This is a genomic window from Microcoleus sp. T2B6 (assembly GCF_036700475.1).
Lineage (GTDB): Bacteria > Cyanobacteriota > Cyanobacteriia > Cyanobacteriales > Microcoleaceae > Microcoleus.
The window spans coordinates 1-21,746 of record NZ_JAUBOZ010000120.1; the positions used below are offsets into that span (position 1 = coordinate 1).

The window sequence follows — 21,746 nt, forward strand, 5'->3', positions numbered from 1 at the left end:
CGTCCAAAAAGGACGGGCGGGACGCCCATCCCACAATAACAATTAAAATTGTAAGTTATTTAATTCGCGATCCTTAATATAGTTAACTAATATCAAACGGCTTTGTCCCTCAATACTCCAGACAGTTTTTGGAACGATATTACAAGCTTACGCGGGGCAAGGATCATAAAAAAGTCGAATTAAATGCAAGTCTGGGGTGGAGCTGACATTGATTTAATTATCCACAGGGGCTGCGAAGTCAAGCGAGAATAAGCCATTGGGCTATATAAAAAGTGTGCGGACTATTGTTTATAGATGGACTCATTTAATAACTCTCACTGGTTACGAATGGAACTGCCACCTCCAGAATTAGGCAATTGCAGGTCTTGATCAAATAAAAAATCATCACGTATTTCTAACGTTCGCGTGGGTAAACTTAAGGAGGAATCTGGTAAATTTTGAGGTGCTATCCTTAGTGTATAACGGCCGATGGGGACACCATCAATCCGATACAAGCCAAACTGATCGGTGGCAGTAGTTTTGATAACTTCGCCTGTGGCATTGAGCAACTCAACTTTGATACCTGCAACCGATTTGCCATTTGCATCCAGAACTCGTCCTGCTAACCCAAATTCTGGCCTGACCGTAAAATATAAACTGGTAATCGCACCAGCCGCAACCTCGGCGGTATAAGTTGTTTTCACAGGAACTAAGGCAAAAGGTAATTGCTCTGGGTCTAATTCAACAAGATAAACACCTTCAGGTAAATTGCCGATCAAAAAATTCCCTTGGGAATCAGTTTTAGTGCGCGTAAGGAGATTATCGCGACTGACCTCAATTTCAACACCCTCTAATTTTAAACCAGGCAAATTGCTCCCCCCTTCGATCTGAATGCGACCAGTAATTTGACCCCGGTTTTGACCGATAGCACTATTTTGAGCTGGAATAAATCTGCCTTGATCAACAGTAAAACCTGCAACTAAACTCACAATTAATTGTTGATCGTTAAAGCTTTGAAATGAACTTCTACCGGGCAAACCTTGATACTCAGCCCGAAGCAGTACACCAGAAAATACAGGCAAACTCGCACCAATAATCGGCCTTACTGCTCCAGTTTCATCAGTGACAACGCCTAAGCGATAACTGAGGCGATTAAGGCTGAAAGGAGTATAACTATAAATCGCACGGTAGCGAGTGGAAAGATTCCCGCCAAATTCCGCACTTAAGGAGAGTTGATCTTGTAAACTCAAACTATAAGCAACATCTACCAATCTGCGATCGCCCGTGACATTGGCAGACAGCCTAACGGCGTTATTAAGCTGGTAGAACGCATCCAATACATAACGACCATCTAGATCGGGCTTGCCACTTAAATAAAGGCTTTGCATAGGACGCCAGTTAAAAACGGGTGCCAGGTATTGAGCAGAATTTGTTTCATCCTGGCGGCTGCGGGCAATTAAGCCCAAAGTCAAGCGATCGCTTACTCTATAACTGAGGTTCGCACTGTGGTCAAATCGGCTCCTTTCTTGATTGCTAGACAGGTAGCTGGCTGGAAAAAATTGAGAGGTGGCGAAGAACTGCCAGGACGGAAGCTGAGCCTGTAACTCTGAAGTGTACGCTGTTTTTCCCTTCGAGGTGCCCACAGAAGCAGCTAAAGTGAGCGGGTTAGCAACTTGCCAAATAAAACCTGCTTCTGCTTGCAATCTAGAACCGCCTTCGTTACGACTATCCGGCGCATTTTGCACCCCAGTTTCCACTGTAAAATTATCAGATAAGCCTTGCCTAAACTGATAAAAAGCAGTTGGCTGACTGGCTGGTTCAGAATTGACTCTGCCTATATTCAGCTTATCGAACAAGTTACCACTAACCCCCGCCCCAGCCAAGTGAACAAACCTACCTGCGGGCAGCAATAGATCGGAAGTACCGATTCTTAGCTGACGGATTTCAGCAGGGGAATTAAAATTATTCCGATTATAAATTAAAAAATCGATTTCGTTGACTGTAGCAGATAAATTAACATTTAAAAATTGGTATTCTCCATTCAGCCCGACCTGTTGCTGGGCAACAACAGTACCATCAACTCGCAGTTGCACAAAACTCCCAGGAGGAGCTTGGCCCCGAAATGTCCGCAGTGGTGCCGCTCGCCTAGGCAAAAGTTCAGTTCCCTGACTGGTGTCATAAAAACGTCCAGATGGGAGGTTGGTATAGGCGATTTGTGCCCCTGTCATATCCAGATTTGACAGCAGGGGATGCAGTCCAATCTGCTGTCTGCCTACTTGATAGCGAACTTCGCCTTCCCGCTTATACCAAAAGTATTCAGTGAGTGTTTGTTGATCCTGAAAATTGTTATCTGCACGGATGCGCCAACTTCCACCCCAAAGCCGCCCTCCCAAGACTGTAGAACTGAGCAGAGAACTGCTATTACCATTTTGAGAAAAATCCAGGTTTTCTCTCACAGTGGAAAAGCTGGTTTGGGGAGGGCGTACCTCAGCTTTAAGCTCGGTTTGCTGCGAAGCTGACCTAGCATTCGGCTGCCAAGGTAAATCGATCATCAGAGCAACTTCTGAAGCATCGAACTCAATCGGTGTGGCTAATTTTTCTGCAATGAGCGTATCGGTCAGGTAAATGAGGCCGTTAATAGTTTGGTAATCGCTCGGCTCTAGTTTCGTCGTGCCTAAAGGCGTGCTAATTTCGATGCTGCCGTTAGCAGAAATTTTTACAGTTATCCCAGTTAATTTAGCAAAATCATCTAGAGGAATGAGAAAGGTATTCTCATTTCTTAAAACTTCTAGATTGCCGACTTCTTTGCCTCGAATAACGACCCCTACTAATAACGTCTCGGGCAGTATCTTAACTTCATTACTAGGGGCATTTCCCTGTACCAATAAGCTGTTATTGCTGTTAAAGGTGGCAGGTTGCTGCTGCGAATTTGAAAATTTTTCTAGCTGCTTGACAGTATTAATCGCCTCTGATTTCTGAAATAAAATAGGAGGCGTCAGAGAGAGAATTAGGGATAACATATAGAGTCCTTGCTAGCCTTTATTAATAAAATTTGGCAAGGGAATTTATTCGCTAAAGTTGAAATCTAGCGAATAAAAACACAAGCTTTCAATTGTCAATCCTTAGCTATTGGGCGCTAGGAGCAATAGTAAAAGGAATTCCCTCATCTATCGGCGTGCCGCTCAGATCGCCGTTAATATCCAAAACGTACTTGCCGGGAGGAAGCTTTTTGGTGGTGTTCAGGGGAAGTTTGCGGCGGTTGTTGGGCAAAATTGGGAGCGTTGGTAAACCGCTTGCTTCCCAGACTCCATCGGGTAATTTTACATCTTTTGTGGCGACATTGGGGATGGGTTTTGTTGCGGCCGCGCCCGGATATTTTTCAGCCGACCAAATTGCATACTCTCCCGCCATCCGAATGTGAGAATTTCCTTGACTGGATATATCAAAAATAGCTGTAACTGGATTACCTTTATCTTCCACTTGCACAGAATTTAAGACACCAATTCTTTTAATATTACCGGCATAGCCGTAGACTGCGACTCCCAATCGACCAACAACGATCGCAGCACTCGATTTATTCTTAGCAGAGGGAACTTCCTCAAAGAAAATCATGGCTCGGTGTTCCCCCTCTTCTGGTTTGACGCGGGGGCGCACTGCAATGCGGACTGTTTGCGCTTTTCCGGGAGGAATTGTAAAGCGCAATGGATTAATTAACAGCCAGCGATCGAGGGATTTCTCTGTAGAATCAACAATTTGTACTTGATTGTTTTCATCTTGCACCCAGTTAGAGGTGGAGACTTGAATTTCAAGCGGTTGGGAATCACTATTTATTAACCGAATAGATTCGTTTTTCCCTGAAGAGTCAATCTGCAACTCTAACCGGGGCGGACTCACGGCAAAATTGCCAGCAATTCCGAGATCGCTACCAATCGCGATCGCTCCCAATACTGTAGCTATTGCCCAGAACAATTTTTTATTCAAATAGTGCATTTTCTCTAGTAGTTTGTAGTTTTTAAGGAAATTGTACCGTAACTCTTAAAGTTCCTTGGTATGCTCCTGCAACTTCAGCTCGCTCTAAGTTCAATCTAAACTCCACTCCTCCCTCGATAATATCAAAATTATTTTCGCGGGATACTCGAATCGGCGGCAAAGGCTGCAATGTTACCTTAATTTCCGAGTTGGGATGTTCGGGATTGCTGAGGGAATTGCTGCGCCCGTTTCCTGCGATTAAGTCATAGCTAACAGAGACAGATTGTAGCGGCCGATTTGCGGGTACGCGCATTTGCCAAAGAGAAGGAAGCGAGCGAATTAACTGAGAGTTAATTTGAGGAGCAGCACTCAGTATTTGCTCTCTCGTAGAAAATTGCTGAACGGTTGGACTTAATAAAAATTCTGATGGGCTAATCGGTGGTAAGACTAATGTTGGCCTAACTAATAACTGATAACCTTCATCTTGTCGAGCGGATGGGGGAACAGCCAGAGCAGTTGCTTGAAAGCAGGCAAATGCAAACATTGTAGCCAGACAAGTTTGCCCTTTCACATTTAGTGATTTGAGGCTTTTCATAAAATTTCTCCAAAACAGTGTTCCCATCGCCTTTAGGCATGGGAGGAGTTTTTCCAGCTTCAGTGTTAGAGTATATTTGCCATCTTTAATCTCAAACTAGCCAGAGCTTTTCTCGCCTTTAATTAATTGTCTACCTATAGTTGTTGAAGCTGTGAATATAAAATAGAGCAATATAGGTACAGTTAGCACCTATATTGCTGCTATAAAAGCTTTCTACAAATAAGCTGGTTATTATCCCGGCATCCCAGTGCAGCTTACTTTGATAAAGCACTACTGATTGGTAGCTGTAATTGTTATTGACCCGCCATTATATAATCCGGATGATTTAGCGTTTGTTAAGTTGAAGTTGAGAGTCGCAGTTCCTTGGTATGCGTTGGGGGCACCTAGCCCAGTTGTTGGAGTAGTCGCTGTACCACCAGATGTGACCGTCATGGTCATAGTATCGGATCCAGTTACTGTATTGGTCAATGTACCTGTTGTGACAGCAACGGTAATATTAGCTCCGGCCGAGGAATTCGTCAAAATAGTATAAAGCTGGCTAATTGGTACAGCGACTGAAGCAATACCTGCAAGTGAAGTGGTCGTTAAAGGGGTACTTCCAGTTGTCGTTCCTCCTTGAACGAGTAATCCCCCTGATGCATTGCTAGCACCGAACAACTCAGAAGCAGTAAAAGTGAGAGCAATGTCACCAAACGTCGTTAGTTGAAGCACCTTAGGAACTTGCACCCTCACAGGTACGTTGGCGTTGGCGCTCTGCGCCAGTACCGGCGACGAGAATAGGCTACTCGCTAAGGCGGCGGGAGTCGCTCCCAGCGCTAAGCAGCTCAATAATTTCCAGGTTTTCTTCCGTGCAACGTGGGCAGGAGTTGAAGTGACGGCAGGTGCAGAAAAAAGATTTTTGAGAGAAGAAAATAGAGAAGAAGATAGAGATGGCATAGTTTAATACAGTAGTTGCAGTGACTAAGTAGTAGTTCCGAATTAATTACACAATATTTCTACTGAAACCCTTGCCTAGCAACGAGTCTTTATGTAATTAATTTTTTGTGGTTACTTATGATAACCAGTATAGACCCAAAGGCTGACTTAAGCAAGGGCCATTGGCAAAAACTTAAAAGCGACTAGATTTTGTCAATACTCCTTTAGGCAGAAATATAATTAAATAATAATGATAATCCAATAAGGGGTAAGGGTGGGAGAGTCCGCCGTAAGCGGACTCTCCCACCAACAGCGATTATCATTATTAATAAGTTGTGGTCTCGATTGGCGTGGCACTGTGATCGATAACAGTGACGGACGATCGATAATAATGGTGGACGCAAGATAATAATGGCGGGCGCGAGATAATAGTTGCACCGCCAGCGCACGGCAGCGTCGGGGAGCGCACGATCGATGGCGAGCGTTGGTACGATCGAACGATAGAATTGACAAATAATTTGGCGAGCGATGCCTGGACCAATATTTCTTTGATACATCTTCTCAAACCCTCTTGACAACTGCCATACAAGCTTAACTTGTTACGAATGAGCAAATGCAAAGGGTATCCCCTGCTTACAAGGCAGCGCTCGATTGTTGGGAACTGCGGGGTAATCTGTGGTATCAGAAACAATAGTCCGGACAGTTTTTAATCACTAACGGCAGAATGCGAGTTTCAGCCTTCTCAGGGAGGTCAAATGCTAACGGTAGAATGAGGGTTTCAGCCTCTGTCTCAAAAACTGTCCGGAGTATTGGTCCCTAAATCCTGTTTATTGCAGAGACAAGGTAGATAAGGGAGATAAGCAACATAAGGATTTTAAAGAATTTAAGCATTTTAAAATTCCCAAAGAAGCATCAAAATATTTATTTTAAAAGACCGTATCTTCCCTCCTCAAAAAATTAAAATATTCAACAATGATTACATAACTGAGGGGAAAGCTAGTTGGGCAGAAATAAATCAGCCTATCAAAAGCTTACTTTTCCTCAATAAAAAGCTTGTGTAAATTGGAGAATCAAAAAATGTCTGTATTACATCGCATTAAATCTGGTACATCTGTTTTATTAACACTGGGAACCGTTGCCGGAACCGCAGCGCCGATGCTAGCTCCCGCGCCTGCTTTTGCTCAGACAGCTTTTTCGGATGTTAATAATAACTACTGGGCAAAAGACTTTATTCAAGATTTGTCCGAAAGAGGAATTATCAAAGGATTTCCCGATGGTAGTTTTCGCCCGGATGCACCGGTAACGCGGGCTGAATTCGCGGCAATGGTGCGTTCTGTGAAAAAGGAAAAAACCCGCGCTGCTGTAAGGTTTGCCGATGTTCCGTCTAATTTTTGGGCAAGCGGGGCGATCGCCGAAGCTTACGAAATGGGATGGATGTCTGGCTATCCCGGCAATGTTTTTAGGCCGACACAGCAGATTCCTCGCGTTCAAGTTGTAGTCGCTTTAAATAACGGAATGGGCTATGAGCCTAGGTGCGATTTTCAAGATGTTCTCAGTTACTATAATGATGCGGGTGAGATTCAAAGTTATGCTGTCAAAAGCGTTGCTGCTGCTACTGAAAAACAGTTAGTTGTCAGCTATCCCAATCCTAAATCTCTCAAACCGAACAAGTCAGCAACACGAGCTGAAGTAGCTGCTTTTATCTATCAAACATTAGTCAGTACCAATCAAGCAAGAGCAATTAATTCTCCTTACATTGCCAAGATTGATGTTAGCGAGTCTGTTGCTGTGCAAATTCCCAGGGGGGTGACTATCCCAATCGAGTATGCAAAAGGCAAGATTTTGCTCGGCCCCAATGACAAGTCTCCAATTACGCTGACTGTAGCTGCGGATATCACGGGCAATAATGGTCAAGTGCTGATACCCGAAGGCTCGAAAATTAGTGGCGAATTGCGATCGACTGCTTCGGGCGTTCAGTTTGTGGCTCAAGAATTAAGTATACTCAACGGCAGCAGAGTGCCTCTCAATGCCACTTCGCAACTGATTACTAGGAAAGAAACTGTTACCAAGGGCGTTAATGTTGGTAATCTGGTTAAGAATACGGCCTTGGGTGCAGCAGCAGCGGCGGCGATTGCAGGTGTTACGGGCGATCGGGCGATCGCGACAGAAGAGGTGCTCGGCGGTGCGGGAATCGGGACTTTGATCGGGGTGTTTTTGGGCCGAGATAAAGTCGATTTGTATGCTGTTAATCCCGACACCGATTTAGATTTGCTGTTGAATTCCGATTTGGTAGTTGGTACTGCCAGCACAGACATTTGTAGCGCTCGATAGAGCCGATAATGGGAAATTTCCTCAAACCCCTCGCCTTGCAGGAGAGGGGCTTTAATTTGTGTATTTTACCTCGCTACAGGTGCATCTAATCAAACAATTACTCAGGATTTTTTTTACTTGTAAATTTCTACGGACATCCCAAACTTTCGCGGGTAGAAACTCCCGTCACGGGATTGACCCCATCTGCTTTCTCGCACAGGATACTCACTTGATAAGCGTCGATAATCGCGTCAGTAAAATCAGCGCCGGAAATTGCAGCATCAAAAAACCGAGTTCGAGTCATAATTGCCTCGGTAAAATTAGCATTCATCAAATTAGCGCCGTCGAATGTAACTCTATCTGCCAAAGCACCGGAGAGGTTGGCACCTGACAAGTTGGCATTCAGCAAAACTCCCTTAGTCAAAATCGCATTAGTTAAATCAGCACCTTGAAAATTGGTTCCCCGCATTTCAGCAGCGACAAATGTTCCGCCCGCTAAATCCGAGTTGGAAAAATCGCGATCGGACAAATTAATATTTGTGTAATTAATACTTGTTTTCGGCAAGGCAAATGCCGGAGTAGCACTCAGCAGCACCCACCCAACAGCCAACACTAAACTTAAAACCAGGCTCAGGAAAATTCGGAAAACACTTTTCATGATGATGGGAATGGGGAATTGGGCATAGTTGACTGTTGACTGTTGACTGTTGACTGTTGACTGTTGACTGCTGACTAATGACTAATGACTAATGACTAATGACTAATTAAAATCGTTTTACCCAATCTTCGCCGACGCGAAGCGTCAAGTCAGAATTGATTTCACCCGTAGAAGATGCTTCAATTTTACCGCCGCCTAACTCTTTTCGCAGTAGATTGGCTGCCTCTAAATCTCCTTGCTGAACAATAATTTGACTTTGACGCTGCTTCTGGGGCGAATCCTGCACTACAGATACATTAAAAAAGCCCTTTTTTCGGAGAAATTCAGCAACGGTTTTTGCGGTTGTCGGTTTGCTAGAAGCATTTTGGACAGCTATTTTGAGGTTTTTGGGCAACAGGGAGTCGCTGGGATTGCGAATTCGTCCTTGTTCAAAATCCGGCACGCTCTGGTTCAAGTATTGTGTCATAATGCGATCGCGCCCGATCGCATCTACAATCCAATAACTCCTCAAATCCCCTGTTTCTGAACTCGATCGTCCAGGCAACATTACCATTTTAAAATTATCTCGCTCCAATTGCAAACCGAAATTGGCCAGCGTCAATATTTCCTCATAACTTAGGTTTGTATCCACATATTTTTGCATCAATCGAACAATTTGTGGCAAGCGTACCAATACTGATGGACTTGCGAGGCGATCGCGAATAGCTTGAATTAAAGATTGCTGCCGCTGAATGCGGCCGATATCTCCTAAACCGTCGTTGCGAAATCGAGCAAATTGTTCTGCTTGTTCTCCGTTGAGAGTTTGCCATCCCTGGCCTAAGTTTATTTTTAACTTTTGGGCGGTATCTGTATAGGACATTGGGCGAGGTACAAATACCTCAACTCCGCCTAACAAATCGACTAATTCCCGAAACGCATTGCTGCTGACTCGCACGTATCGTTCAATTGTCGTATTGTTCAGCATACTGCTAACCAATCGCGTCGCCAAAGCTGCTCCTCCTCTAGCATTGGCTTCGCTAATTTTGCTGAAGCTAATTCCGGGAACTTCGACTTTAGTATCTCGTGGAACTGAAAGCAAACTAATAGATTTATCTCTAGGATCGAGGTGGAATAAGAGTATTGTATCGCTGCGACCGTTAAATATCTTAGGGCCATTGGCTGCTGCTTCCGGCACGCGGTCAATTCCCAACATCAAGATAGTAACTGGCCGCGATAGGCGGTATCCTGAGCGGTTGGAGGATAGATAGTCAAAGCCAGTCGCCTCTAATACTCTATTGATAATTGGCGGTTCCACGGGAGCTAACAGGGCAGTAATTGCCCCCAATGTTGCCGAGATGGCGGCTGTGAAAACTAAGAAAAATAGCCCCACTATATAGAGGAAGAATTTAGGCTTTTTTCGAGATGTTTGATCGACTGGTGTAACAAAGTCTCTTTTAAAAATTGACAAGTTTTTCATTGACTTGCTGTTGGTTATTGCAGTTTTTCAGCTTTGCAGTAAAACTTGGGTGGTGCTTCGGAAAAGTATTTCAACATAGCCGGACACAGCCAGCCTTCGAGATTTTTCGATTCCCACCGATACCAGTTACCGCCGTATTCTGCTTTCAACCACAGCATTTCTGCTTGATATCCGGGAAATGGATTGGCTGAAAATAAAAGTCGGAAACCTTGAGCGGCATTGGGAATGTCTGCGACAAGCGTGTTAATCATTTCGGGGACGCCCTGAACAAAAGGTTCTCGGACAAGTCCGACTCTCTCGTCGTCAAAAACCCAGGTGTACTGTTCGCGATAGGGGTAAATTACCATCATGGCATTGGACATGGTATTCGCCTCTTTTTATTTCCTTTGTTTTGTCTGCAAAAATGCAAGTGTGGATACATTATATTCTAATACCGTTTAGTTAAGGCCGATCCCCCCTAACCCCCCTTAAAAAGGGGGGAACAAGAACTTGCTCAAAGTCAACCCCTACTCCCCAACAACCAGGGGGATGCTGCAAGGAATCTCCGAGGAATAAACAGTTTTAACCCAAGCGTATTGCATTATATTCTGTGGCGCGGAAATTGTTCACTATCCGATTTGACAACCCTGTTTTAACTTAGGAAATCTTGCGGGTTATTTACAAACTTTGTTTGGGTTGGGCGGATTGGTGAAGTCTAGGCAGTTCGGGCTTTAGAGCTGTTTTTTTAGTTTTTTTAGTTTCGGTAAATGGTAGCAAAATCAAAGACGCTTAAGGGTGATTTATTGCAGGATGTTTTCTTTTAATTGTGCCTAGTTTTATAACCCTTATTACCTTTGTAGTAATGACGAATAGTCTGTATTCTCCCAAACTATGAGGACGGACACCCTAACTACAAACATTTAAAGGTTTGTAGTTGGGTGTTATGTTTATTTTCGGGAAGCTCCTACTCAAATTCTCGTCAGCTCAACCAGCGCCTTAGCCAAATATTGATACTGCGGCAAAGTATTGTATAACTGAGCCGAAATCCTCACCAACTGCTTACTAGCATCCGGCCAAGGAATCACCGGAACTTCAATTTTAAAAATCTCCCACAGCGCCTCTTGCAAAGGTGGAATTCCTCCCTTTGCAACCTCATCAGACTGGCCGTCTGCCAGTGGCACAACAGCCATCGAACCCACCATTTCATCAGGACAAGGCAGCGGCAAATCTAATTTGTCAGCCAATATTTTTCTCCCTGCCAATGCTAAAGCATGATTCTTTGCCCTCAATTCCGGCCAGCCGCCACTCAACAAAGAACCCATAAAATCAATAGCCACAGGTACGCACAAATAGGGACTCGGATCGACTGTTCCCATCCAGTCAAATTCTAATTGAAAGCGCGATTTATCAGCGCGCGGCGAATTAGCACCGTGACTGATTGTAGTTGGCCGAATGGCATCTTGCTTGTCGCGCCGCACGTACAGAAAGCCCGCACCTTTCGGCGCGCACAGCCACTTGTGGCAATTTCCCGTATAATAAGCCGCGCCAATTTCATCTAAATTCAGTGCTACCATTCCCGGCGCGTGAGCTCCGTCTACCAATACATCCACGCCACGGTTAGCTAACTCGCCCACTAACTGTTTGATGGGAAAGATTAAACCAGTTTGACTCACAACGTGGTCTAATAAAGCTAACTTTGTTTGCGGTGAAACGCACTTAATTATTGCTTCAATAATTTGGTCGGGTGACTCAATGGGAAAGGGGACTTCTGCTACTATTACTTTAGCGCCTGTACGCTCGGCTACAAAATTAAGTGTGTTCCGGCAAGCGTTGTATTCCTGATTTGTAGTGAGCAATTCGTCGCCCGGAGAAAAACAGAGCGATCGCAAAACAGCATTTACTCCCGTCGTCGCATTCGGCACAAACGCCAAGTCCTCGTCAGCCGCACCAATAAATGCTGCTAACTGATTTCTGGCATTATCCAACAATGGTTCAAATTCCCGCATTAAAAAGCGCAAAGGTTCTCTTTCCAGTTGTTCCCGAAAAGCGGTTTGCGCTTCGAGTACGGGAATCGGACAAGCCCCAAAAGAGCCGTGATTGAGGAAAGTTATATCGCGATCGAGCAACCAATATTGGTTAATCATTAGTAATTAGTCAGTAGTCAGTAGTCAGTAGTCAGTAGTCAGTAGTCAGTAGTCATTAGTCAGTAGTCATTAGTCATTAGTCAGTCAACTGTCAACTGTCAACTGTCAACTGTCAACTGTCAACTGTCAACTGTCAACTGTCAACTGTCAACTGTCAACTGTCAACCGTTAACCATTTTACCTTTTAATTGCTCAAACTCTTCTAATGTATTGCAATTCGATAACATTACTGCTTCTCGTTCCCCTACAGGTAGAGGGATTGCGGAGATTTGATTTAACCACACTTGAAAGGAACGTCCCCCTTTGTCAATAAAACTTTGCAAGCTGGGCAGAGCTTTTTGGCGGTAGAAGCCACACAAAGGCTCCCAGCGCGAATTTTGATAAGGCACAACTGCTAAAGTTGATGGGGGAAATTCTGTTAACTGACTCGCCCACTTCAGAATAATCTGGGCATCCAACAAAGGCAAATCGCAAGCTAACAGTAAAATCCACTCGGCGGCTATTTCTTTCAATCCCTGAGTCAATGCAACCAAGGGCCCGGAGCCCGGATTGTACTCTACCAGAAATTGGGATGTTTCGGTTAAGGTCGATCGATAGCGATCGGGCCAAGCAGTCAGAACATAAACTTCGGGGGTTACAACTGCGGCAACTTCCAACGCCCGCTGCAAGAGGGATTTCCCCTCTATTTCCAGTAGAGCTTTATCCCTACCCATCCGCGAACTTTGACCGCCTGCAAGCACAATTACGGCAATTTTATGATTGGTCATTAGTCATTAGTCATTAGTCATTAGTCATTAGTCATTAGTCATTAGTTATCGCAAGAATTGTCTGTTTTGAACAGGCAAGATGCCTGTTCCACAATTATTGGAGATGTCTAGTAGTCAGTAGTCAGTAGTTAACTGTCAACTGTCAACTGTCAACTGTCATTCTAAACTCAAAACACTAACGGCTTGGCTAACTTCCTCAAGTTTTTGCACGACTTGACCGCTACTCAATAAAGTTTCTGCCTCAATTAAACCCGAACTCATATCCAAACAAACTCCGCTGCGCCACAGATAAAAGCCGCCGTTCCAGATAGCTGACTGCATCAATTCCGAGGGTTTTCCCAGCAACACTTCCTGCATTTGTTTTAATAACTCAGAGGTTGATTCCAAGGCCGGATTTGTGCTGCTAAAACCGTAATCTCCGTGGGCTAAAAGCACTCGTTCAAACTCAGCGTCCGGCTTAGCAATGCCGATAATCGCAGTACGATCGCGCGGCAAATCGCAGCTTCCCTCCAATCCCTTGACGGTGGTATAATTTTTGATTCCCCGCAGCTCAAAGGCTTTTTGAAACATACCTTCTGTCGGCGGGTGGACATAACCCGATATAACGTTAACGTCGCCAGCACAGGGACACCACATCAACTCCATTGTCGAAAAAGGTGGCCGTTTACCAATTTCGCGGCGGTAGGGAACTAAAGCGGCGGCTTGAGGAAAATGCTTGGGAAGATAAACAAAACCCAAACCCGTATTGTCAAAAACTTGCTGGACTTTTTCTAAACTCAGTTTTCCCCAATTCACTCCCAAACCGCGCCAAATTTCCATCAGGGGGATGCCTTCCTTGGTTGGCATGGTATCGCCCCCGTGCATGATGGTTGGGACGCCAGATGCGGCTAAAATTAGGGCGGTTATTGGGCTAATTGGAGCCGTGCGCGATCGCCCGTCGTAAGCAACGCCAAACACGGCGACGGTAGAGACGGAAAACCCTTTTTCTCGGTTTGGGGGGGCAAGAAGGGGCCCCAATTGTTCATAAGCATCGAGCATTCCGGCTAATTCTTCCCCAGTGGGCCGTTTAATGCGGTGGGAAATCATAAAAGCTCCGATTTGAGCCGGTGTTGCTTCTCCCAGCAGCATCATCCGCGTGGCTGCTGCTGCTTCGGAGCGAGTTAAGTTGTCTCCTGTGTGTACTCCGCTGCCAATTTTTCGCAGCAATTCTCTAAATGCGTCACTCATAACTTGTGAAGTTAGTAATGGGTAGTTGGTAGTTAGTAATTGGTAGTTAGTAATTGGTAATATTTGAACCGTTTTAAATTTAAAATTCCCAAAATTCAATTCAAAATTATCGAATTATACCAGTTCCCAAAAAGAAGGCAATTGTTGGAAATATCCAAACCATTATTTCATCAGTCATTCCCAATCTAAAATCTAAAATCTAAAATCTAAAATGGTATTAACTCCCTGATTTTTCTAGCTTGATTACATCACATGGCGGCACAAATTCGCGTACCAGATTCCAGAAATGGGCGATCGGCGGAATTTGCATTCGATCGTGAGTTGTCACCAACACCACTTCGCGAGTCCAAGTGGGCTCTGCTGCCAATTGACCGATCGTCGAAACCTTGGAATTTGACCGATCTGGGGCGATCGACCGAATTGCTAAAGTGCGATCGCCCTTGGCGTCCACCAAAGCTGAATGCGGCAGTAAAGCAATCAACTCTCCCTGTCGCACCACACCCCGAAAAGCATCAAGAGTGTTGAGTTCCAAAACAGCATGAAGTTTAGCACCGATGCGTCCAAATTGTTCTTGCACCATCCGCTGCATTCCGTACCCGTCCTTAAACACCACTTGCGGGTAACAAATCAATTCCGGCCAAGGTACTCGATCGTACTGGGCCAGGGGATGACCCGCCGCCATCAACACCTCGATCGGCTCATTGTAGAGCACCTCAACCAACATTTCCGGGGCTTGAGTAAAATAGCGGTTGTTCATCACCACCGCTATGTCCACCAAACCATCTTTGAGGACTTTCAGAGCTCGATCGCTACCGAGGGCAGTCACCCGCAATTGTACGTCTGGATAGTCGCGGCAAAACTTTTGCAGCACAGGTGGCAAATAAGCAGCGCAAACCGAGTGAATCGCAGCCACGCAAAGTTCCGGCTGCTTTCCCGCCCGTAAGTCTCCCAATTCTTCAGCAGCATTTTGCCAAGTCTGACAGATTTTGCGAGCGTGAGGTAGCAGGCATTCCCCTCCCACAGTCAGTTTCGCGTGGGCCGTGCGGTGAAACAGCGACAAACCCACTTCCGCTTCTAATCCCTGCACTTGGCGGCTAATAGTCGATTGGGTAACGCCACACTTCCGGGCCGCTTGCTGAAAGCTACCAGTTTCAGCAACTGAAAGAAATGCTTGAAGCTGCTCTAAGCGCATGGATGTTTAATTCGAGAAGGTTTCAGAAATTTTACTGGAAGATAATCTGTGACATTAACCGATTTAGTAGCAGAATTTAGTAGACTTTGATACAGGTACAGATTAGTTTTGATTCCGGGGCCAGAGGCGGGGATGCTACGCTCCAAGCATCAATCTGCTCCGGCAGGATTTCTGAGCCTCCAAGTAGAGGTCGATTCTCCTATTATGTTGAAGGGATTTCTGAATCGGCAAACTTCTCAAAAAATAGATTCCATAAAGATGAATTTATCGAATATTGCAAGCTTCTAGCTAAACCGTTTCAATGAACGGCACTTTAGTAATCCCTTCCTCAAGTGCGCTCGATTGCTCTGTTTTTTAGTAAGTTGTGAATTCAAAATATAGCATTGAATTTCGTACCTCCTTGGGAATTATAGTATCTGACTCTCCCTAAACCTCTCAATAAATGTACGAATATTGTAGGCAGGTTAAAACCTACTGTGAACTTTGCTCCCCAGACTAAAGTTACTCTTGTTTTAGGTTTTTTTGTGTATAAACTAGAAATTAGCGGGTCAGCAACACAAGTGCAACTAGGATCGATCGCACAGGAAAGCCGAAATGCTGCCATTTATTAAGCATTTATTAAGATTATGTCATTTAACCACAATTTTATTCCCCAAGATGGCTGTTGCCAGTGGCAACCCCAGTTGATGGGACTGCACGCCGTCAGCGATGTGTTAATTGCCTTGGCTTATTATTCAATTCCAGCACTTCTGACATACTATGCCCGGAAGCAGCGAGACGTGCCTTTGAGCAAGGGCTTTCTCCTATTGGGAGCCTGGTTTTTCTGCGGCGGGACAACTCACTTGATGCAAGTTTGGATGCTGGTGCATCCCAGCTACTGGCTGTCAAGTTCGATCGCAGCCTTAACCGCTATCATCTCTTTGTGGGCTGTAGCATCCCTGATACCCTGGGTTCCTCAAGTGTTGGCTTTGGCTGGGGCAGCCTTTTCACCAGGAAATACGGCGCTGGGAACCCAAAAGGTCGATCGACTGCAAGCCGACTCTGCTATTAAAAATTCCCTCCCCTCCCTCACAACCGAACTCCAGCAAATTAACCAGCAATTGCTTGCAGAAATAACGCAGCGCGAGCGAGTCGAGGATCTCCTGCTTGACACTGTAGGCAAGCTGCAAGAAAGCGAAGAACGCTTCCGCGTTTTTCAGGAATTATCTCTAGACGGATTTAACGTATTCCGCAGCATCCGCGACGAATCCACAATTGTGGATTTTGAATGGGAATACGTCAATCCCGCAGCGGCCAAAATGCAACACCGTACTCCTGAAGAATTAATCGGCAAGCGATTGCTGCAAGTGCTGCCGGGCCATAAAGATAACAATTTATTCGACAGTTACGTGCAAGTTGTAGAAACAGGAATTCCCCTCGATACCGAGATTTATTATAACAACGAAGGCATTGTCGCCTGGTTTCGGATTATGACCGTTAAATTGGGAGACGGCATTGCTATTTCTTTTAGCGATATTACTGGGCGAAAGCAAGTAGAAGCATCCCTGCGCGAGGCGCTGCAAAAACTCACTTCTCATTTTGAAAATACGCCCCTAGCGGTTATTGAGTGGGATGAAAACTTTCGTATCAGCGGGTGGTCGCCGGCGGCCGAGAAGATTTTTGGCTGGGAAAAAATAGAACTTTTAGGCAAGCATTTTAGCGAATGGAACTTTATTTCTAAGGGCGATTTGGAAGAGGTTGAATCTGCAATTTATAGTTTAAAAAAACCAGAAGATCGCTGCAATGTAGTTCGCAACAGCAATTATAATAAGTACGGTTCGTTGGTGCACTGCGAGTGGTACAATTCGGCTTTTTACAGCGATTCGGGACAGTTGGTATCGGTGCTGTCTCTGGTTTTGGACGTGACGGAACGCTTTAAATTTCTGGAAGTGCTGCGACAGTCGGAAGAGCGGTTTCGGATTGCGGCAGAAAGTGCCAGTGATTTAATTTACGAATGGGATATCGACACCGGGATCGTGCTGTGGTTCGGTCACGTTGACGAACATTTGGAGTACGAAAAAGGCGGATTTCCGAGGACAAGAGCAGCTTGGAACAGTATCTTGCACCCGATCGACCGCGATCGAGTTTTAGCCGCAGTCGATCGGTATTTGAGTGCGCCAGACAGTTCTGCCGCCCCATTTTTTCAGGAATACCGCGTTCAGTGCCAGGGGGGTGGCTTGCTCCATTGGATCGATCGGGGCAAAGCAGTGCTTGACAAACAAGGTAATCCCTGCAAATGGATCGGCGTGATTAGCGACATCACCGCTCGCAAAGAGGCCGAAGAACAGCGGAATTGGGCATTGGCGCGGGAACAGGCCGCCCGTCGCCACGCCGAAGCCAGCGAACAGTTGTACCGCGTCCTCGCTGAAGCCATCCCGCAAATAGTTTGGACTGCCAGACCCGACGGCTGGCTCGACTACTACAACCAGCGCTGGTTTGAATATACCGGCTTGACGCTGGAGGAAACTCAAGGCTGGGGGTGGCAGCCAGTTTTGCATCCAGATGACGTGGAAAACTGCCTAGAACGCTGGAATACCTCCGTGGAGACGGGGAGGACTTACGAGGTGGAATACCGCTTTAAACGGGCATCTGACGGGGCTTACCGCTGGCATCTGGGCAGGGCATTGCCCGTGCGGGATGCTGAGGGGAAAATTATCAAGTGGTTCGGGACTTGTACGGATATTGACGATCGCCAGCGAGCGACCCAAACAGCCTATTTTCGCGCTCAAGCTTTGGCTGTGCTGTCGTCGGCTTCCCTGGATTACGAGGAGGCGCTGCAAGGTTTGGCAGATTTAACAGTACCGGCGCTGGGGGATTGGTGCTGCGTGCATTTGGTCGAGGCCGACGGCTCGATCCGCTTGCACGCAGTTGCTCATTCAGATCCGAGCAAAGTCGCTCTGCTGTGGCAAATCGATCGGCGTATGCCGCTAGACCCCCAGGGACGGCACGGAGTAGCAAAGGTGCTGCGGACTGGGGAGTCGAAGCTTTACGCCGAAATACCGGAATGGGTGATCGAGGCGGTTGTGCCCGACAGGGAACTGCAGTTGGTGCTGCGAGCCCACTCCCAGGTGCTGTCGGCAATCTGCGTGCCACTGATCGCTCGCGGGCGGACGCTGGGAGCGATTTCGTTGCTGTGCGGGGAGTCGGGCCGCCGCTGCAGGGAGAGCGATTTAGTTTTGCTGGAGGATTTGGCGCGGGATGCGGCGGTGGCGATCGACAATGCGCGGCTTTACCGGGAAGCAGCGGAGGCCAACCGGATTAAAGACCAGTTTTTGGGAACGCTTTCTCACGAATTGCGGACGCCTCTGAACGCGATTTTGGGTTGGGCGCAGATGCTGCGGCAGCGCCAGATGAGTGCCGAAAAAACGGCTGTCGGTTTGGAGACTATTGAGCGAAACGCGCGGTTGCAGACTCAGATGATTGAGGATTTGCTCGACGTTTCCCGGATTGTCAGCGGCAAAGTGTGTTTGAAGCTGTTCCCGGTGGATTTGGCACGGATTGTAGAAACGGCCGTGAAGGCGCTGAGCCTTGAGGCTGAAGCTAGGGGAATTGAATTGGTGAGTTTTTGTGGGGAAGGGGTGATATCGGTGAGGGGCGATGCTACTCGTTTGCAGCAGGTGGTGTCTAATTTGGTCTCGAATGCTATTAAGTTTACGCCGCCGTCGGGTCGCGTGGAAGTAAGGCTCTCGGAGGATGGGGAACCGGGAACAGCGGGTGGCGCCATCTTGTCTGGGCCGTCTCCGGTTCACTCTGTTTCGATCGTTGTCAGAGATACGGGAATTGGCATTAGCAAGGAGTTTTTGCCCTTTGTGTTCGATCGCTTCCGCCAAGCTGACAGCACTTCTACACGCAATTACGGCGGGCTGGGACTGGGATTGGCGATCGTCCGTCATCTCGTGGAACTCCACGGTGGCAGTGTCTGGGCCGAAAGTCCTGGGGAAGGACTCGGCTCGACTTTCGGAGTGCGGCTGCCAATAACAAAAGTCAACAGTTAACTGTTAACTTTTGTTATTGGTTACTGGTTATTCGTTATTTTATTGATGCCAGGACTCTGCTCTTGAGCGTAAGATTCATTGGTAAAATAGTAATGGCTGTGCGGTTCGTTTTTAGGACTTACTCCATTTACCACTAAGCCCAGAACGTGTTGGCTTGATTTCTTCAATAGCTCCTTCGCAAAAGCCACAGTACCAGAATGAAGAACTCCAGGTCGCACAACCAATAAAATCCCATCTGCTTTATTCCCGAGAATCAGAGCATCAGCAGCAACATTCAGAGAAGGAGCATCAATAATCACTGCATCATAAGTAGCCGAAAATTGCTTAATCAATAAAGTGATCCGCTGTGAATCCAAGAGAGCCATTGGATTAGGCGGAATTACCCCGCAAGTGAGCACATCTAAATTATCCATGACTTGGGCGATCGCATCGCCAAACCCAGCTTGTCCAACTATCACATTGCTCAAACCTACTTGATTGGGAAGTTCCCAAATCCGATGTTGAACAGGACAGTGCATATCCGCATCTACCAGCAAAACCTTCCGTCCTAATTGAGCTATAGCTACAGCCAAATTAGCGGATACAGTAGACTTGCCTTCTTGCGGTAGCGAACTACTGACAACAATCACTTTCAGCTCTTTATCAGAACTCAGGAACCTCAGATTTGCCTGAAGCATTCGGTAAGCAGCACTGCTCGCAGTATGAGGAGTATCTCTAACAACAATCTGTCGGGGAGATTGTTCTAAATCCTGCGAAGCAGACTTAAGTCGCCAGGAATTGCGCCGAGGATTTTTTTCAGACTTTCTATGCAAAGGAATCACCCCCAACAAAGTAAACCCAAATAATTCCCTCGCCTCTTCAATAGTTTTGACAGACTTATCTTGAGATTCTAAAAGCAGCGCCGCAGCTATAGCCAGCAGAGTTCCCAACAAGCCGCCAGATACCAGCAATAAAGACTTGCGAGAACGCACTGGTTCTTCAGGAACACTCGGCTTTTGGATAATCCGAGCATTCCCGACTTGCTGATTTTCTGTAATCCGAATTTCCTGGAGTTTTTTTTGCAATTCCTGATAATCAGCTTCGGCTTCTTGGAGTTTTCTTTCTAGTTCCCGCTTTTCCTTCTCTAGCTTCGGCAAAACTTTTACCCGCTGCTTGTAAGCAGCTAGAGCATTTGAGAGAATAGTAACTCGCTCAGCCAAACCCTGGCGTTCTACATCTACCTTGATAAATTCTTCGATCAGTTTTGGTTTCACATCTCCTATCTGTAAACTTTGATTTTGCAACGGCTGTTGCCCGCCTAAAACTTGTTGTATTTGTTGGTCTAGTAAAGCTTTCATCGTAGCTTTCTTAGTTTCTAACCTAGTGATTATAGGCGAATTGTCCTGGTAGCGATTTTGCTCAATTGCTAACTGCCGCTCTATTTGTTTGTACTCTTTCAGAGCTTCCTGCACCGTGCTAGATTGGCTGAGAGTGCTGGCGGTCAAGGCTTGCTGGGGATTCATTTGTAATTCGTCTTCAAATGCTTTAGACTGAGCACGGGCCTTGAGCAAATCAGACTTAGCTTGGTCGATTTGACTTTCTAGTCCTGCCATAACTGCCACGGCTGATTTAGCTTCTTCTTCAAGATTTACGACTTTATTCTCTTCTTTAAATTTGCTCAATTCTGTCGCTGCTTTTCGCATAGCTTTGTCTGAATTAGGCAGTTTTTTTTCAATAAACTGTCGAACAGAAACAGCTTCTAGGCGATTCACTTTTTGATTGTTATCTATATAAAAATTCATCATGGTTTTTACGACATCGGCTGCTATTTTTGGGTTTTGGTGTTTGTATGAAACCGTTAGGATATCAGCTCCCCGAATAGTAGCTACTGTCAGCTTTTTTAAAAAATCTTGTGTTTTTAGTTGATTATTTTTTTCGTCTTTGATCTGGAGTCTCTTGATAGTTTTTTCGATATTTTCGACAGAACGAATCAGTTCTATTTCGGTAGTCAGAGGGTTACTTTGCTCCGCCGCCGGAGTCAACTGTCCGATTTCTTTTCCCAATTCTGTTAAAGCAGAGCCAGCAGTTGTTTTCTTAAATAACAGCTTTCCTTCTGCTTCATAAACTGCTTTTTCCTTCAGCGTGGCGTAGGTGGTGAGTGCCACAACCGAGGCAAATACAGCTAAGGCTGGCAGCCACCGGCGCTTGAGAATCTGCCAGTATTCCGGAAATCCGATACCACTTTCAGTTGATTCCATCTGTTACTCCAGAAAAATGATTTTTTGTAAACTCTAACACCCTAGGGCGTGTTTTTAAACTATAACCACAACAGACAAAGGCGAGCGTAATCATGGCTGTATAATTTCCAGCCAATTTCTCATATCGGGTAGCAATAGCTGGCAAAAGTATAGTCATTTATAGACATGGGAGGCTTCAAGCCCCTCCCCTTTCACTTTTACTTTGAACGGATTAACCCGCATTGGCCCAACTACGCAGCTCCCTATCAAGAAAGCTGAACGCATTTGGGATTGCTTTTCTGAGA

14 protein-coding genes are annotated in these 21,746 nt (G+C 45.9%); 2 read left to right on the forward strand and 12 right to left on the reverse strand.

The window, feature by feature from the left end; translation table 11 throughout:
* Nucleotides 1-314: 314 nt before the first annotated feature.
* The 4 genes from QUA00_RS31705 to QUA00_RS31720 form a co-directional block, all read right to left on the reverse strand.
* Nucleotides 315-2,999, reverse strand: coding sequence for a carboxypeptidase-like regulatory domain-containing protein (locus tag QUA00_RS31705; RefSeq protein ID WP_333412339.1), 2,685 nt, complete (start codon nucleotides 2,997-2,999; stop codon nucleotides 315-317).
* A 106-nt stretch (nucleotides 3,000-3,105) separates the two neighbouring features.
* Complete coding sequence (locus tag QUA00_RS31710) at nucleotides 3,106-3,969, reverse strand: fimbria/pilus periplasmic chaperone (RefSeq protein WP_333143393.1); 864 nt, start codon at nucleotides 3,967-3,969, stop codon at nucleotides 3,106-3,108.
* Nucleotides 3,970-3,991: 22 nt separating this feature from the next.
* Nucleotides 3,992-4,543: a hypothetical protein gene (locus QUA00_RS31715; protein ID WP_333143392.1), complete on the reverse strand. Its 552-nt coding sequence runs from the start codon at nucleotides 4,541-4,543 to the stop codon at nucleotides 3,992-3,994.
* 270 nt (nucleotides 4,544-4,813) lie between these two features.
* Nucleotides 4,814-5,479, reverse strand: a complete 666-nt coding sequence (locus QUA00_RS31720) for a hypothetical protein (protein WP_333143391.1) — start codon at nucleotides 5,477-5,479, stop codon at nucleotides 4,814-4,816.
* Between the two features lie 1,056 nt (nucleotides 5,480-6,535).
* Between QUA00_RS31720 and QUA00_RS31725 the strand changes: the two genes are divergently transcribed.
* Complete coding sequence (locus QUA00_RS31725; protein ID WP_333143390.1) at nucleotides 6,536-7,789, forward strand: S-layer homology domain-containing protein; 1,254 nt, start codon at nucleotides 6,536-6,538, stop codon at nucleotides 7,787-7,789.
* A gap of 127 nt (nucleotides 7,790-7,916) precedes the next feature.
* On the opposite strand, the gene QUA00_RS31730 is transcribed toward QUA00_RS31725, so the two are convergent.
* The 7 genes from QUA00_RS31730 to QUA00_RS31760 form a co-directional block, all read right to left on the reverse strand.
* The gene (locus tag QUA00_RS31730) at nucleotides 7,917-8,426 is read right to left on the reverse strand and encodes a pentapeptide repeat-containing protein (protein ID WP_333143389.1); all 510 of its coding nucleotides are present in this window, start codon (nucleotides 8,424-8,426) and stop codon (nucleotides 7,917-7,919) included.
* Nucleotides 8,427-8,532: 106 nt separating this feature from the next.
* Nucleotides 8,533-9,882 carry an LCP family protein gene (locus tag QUA00_RS31735; RefSeq protein WP_333412342.1) on the reverse strand — a complete coding sequence of 450 codons (1,350 nt, stop codon included), beginning with the start codon at nucleotides 9,880-9,882 and terminating at the stop codon, nucleotides 8,533-8,535.
* 14 nt (nucleotides 9,883-9,896) lie between these two features.
* Entirely contained in the window at nucleotides 9,897-10,244 is a 348-nt protein-coding gene (locus QUA00_RS31740) for a DUF6717 family protein (protein WP_333412344.1), read from the reverse strand.
* A 585-nt stretch (nucleotides 10,245-10,829) separates the two neighbouring features.
* Nucleotides 10,830-12,005, reverse strand: coding sequence for an aminotransferase class V-fold PLP-dependent enzyme (locus QUA00_RS31745; RefSeq protein WP_333143386.1), 1,176 nt, complete (start codon nucleotides 12,003-12,005; stop codon nucleotides 10,830-10,832).
* A gap of 161 nt (nucleotides 12,006-12,166) precedes the next feature.
* On the reverse strand, nucleotides 12,167-12,772 hold the full coding sequence (locus QUA00_RS31750) for a molybdenum cofactor guanylyltransferase (protein ID WP_333143385.1): 606 nt from the start codon (nucleotides 12,770-12,772) through the stop codon (nucleotides 12,167-12,169).
* A 156-nt stretch (nucleotides 12,773-12,928) separates the two neighbouring features.
* Nucleotides 12,929-13,999: an anthranilate phosphoribosyltransferase family protein gene (locus QUA00_RS31755; protein ID WP_333143384.1), complete on the reverse strand. Its 1,071-nt coding sequence runs from the start codon at nucleotides 13,997-13,999 to the stop codon at nucleotides 12,929-12,931.
* Between the two features lie 217 nt (nucleotides 14,000-14,216).
* Complete coding sequence (locus tag QUA00_RS31760) at nucleotides 14,217-15,191, reverse strand: LysR family transcriptional regulator (protein WP_333143383.1); 975 nt, start codon at nucleotides 15,189-15,191, stop codon at nucleotides 14,217-14,219.
* A gap of 626 nt (nucleotides 15,192-15,817) precedes the next feature.
* On the opposite strand from QUA00_RS31760, the gene QUA00_RS31765 reads away from it, so the two are divergent.
* Complete coding sequence (locus QUA00_RS31765; RefSeq protein ID WP_333412347.1) at nucleotides 15,818-19,225, forward strand: PAS domain S-box protein; 3,408 nt, start codon at nucleotides 15,818-15,820, stop codon at nucleotides 19,223-19,225.
* A 20-nt stretch (nucleotides 19,226-19,245) separates the two neighbouring features.
* On the opposite strand, the gene QUA00_RS31770 is transcribed toward QUA00_RS31765, so the two are convergent.
* Nucleotides 19,246-21,462, reverse strand: a complete 2,217-nt coding sequence (locus tag QUA00_RS31770; protein ID WP_333412349.1) for a polysaccharide biosynthesis tyrosine autokinase — start codon at nucleotides 21,460-21,462, stop codon at nucleotides 19,246-19,248.
* Nucleotides 21,463-21,746: the final 284 nt, after the last annotated feature.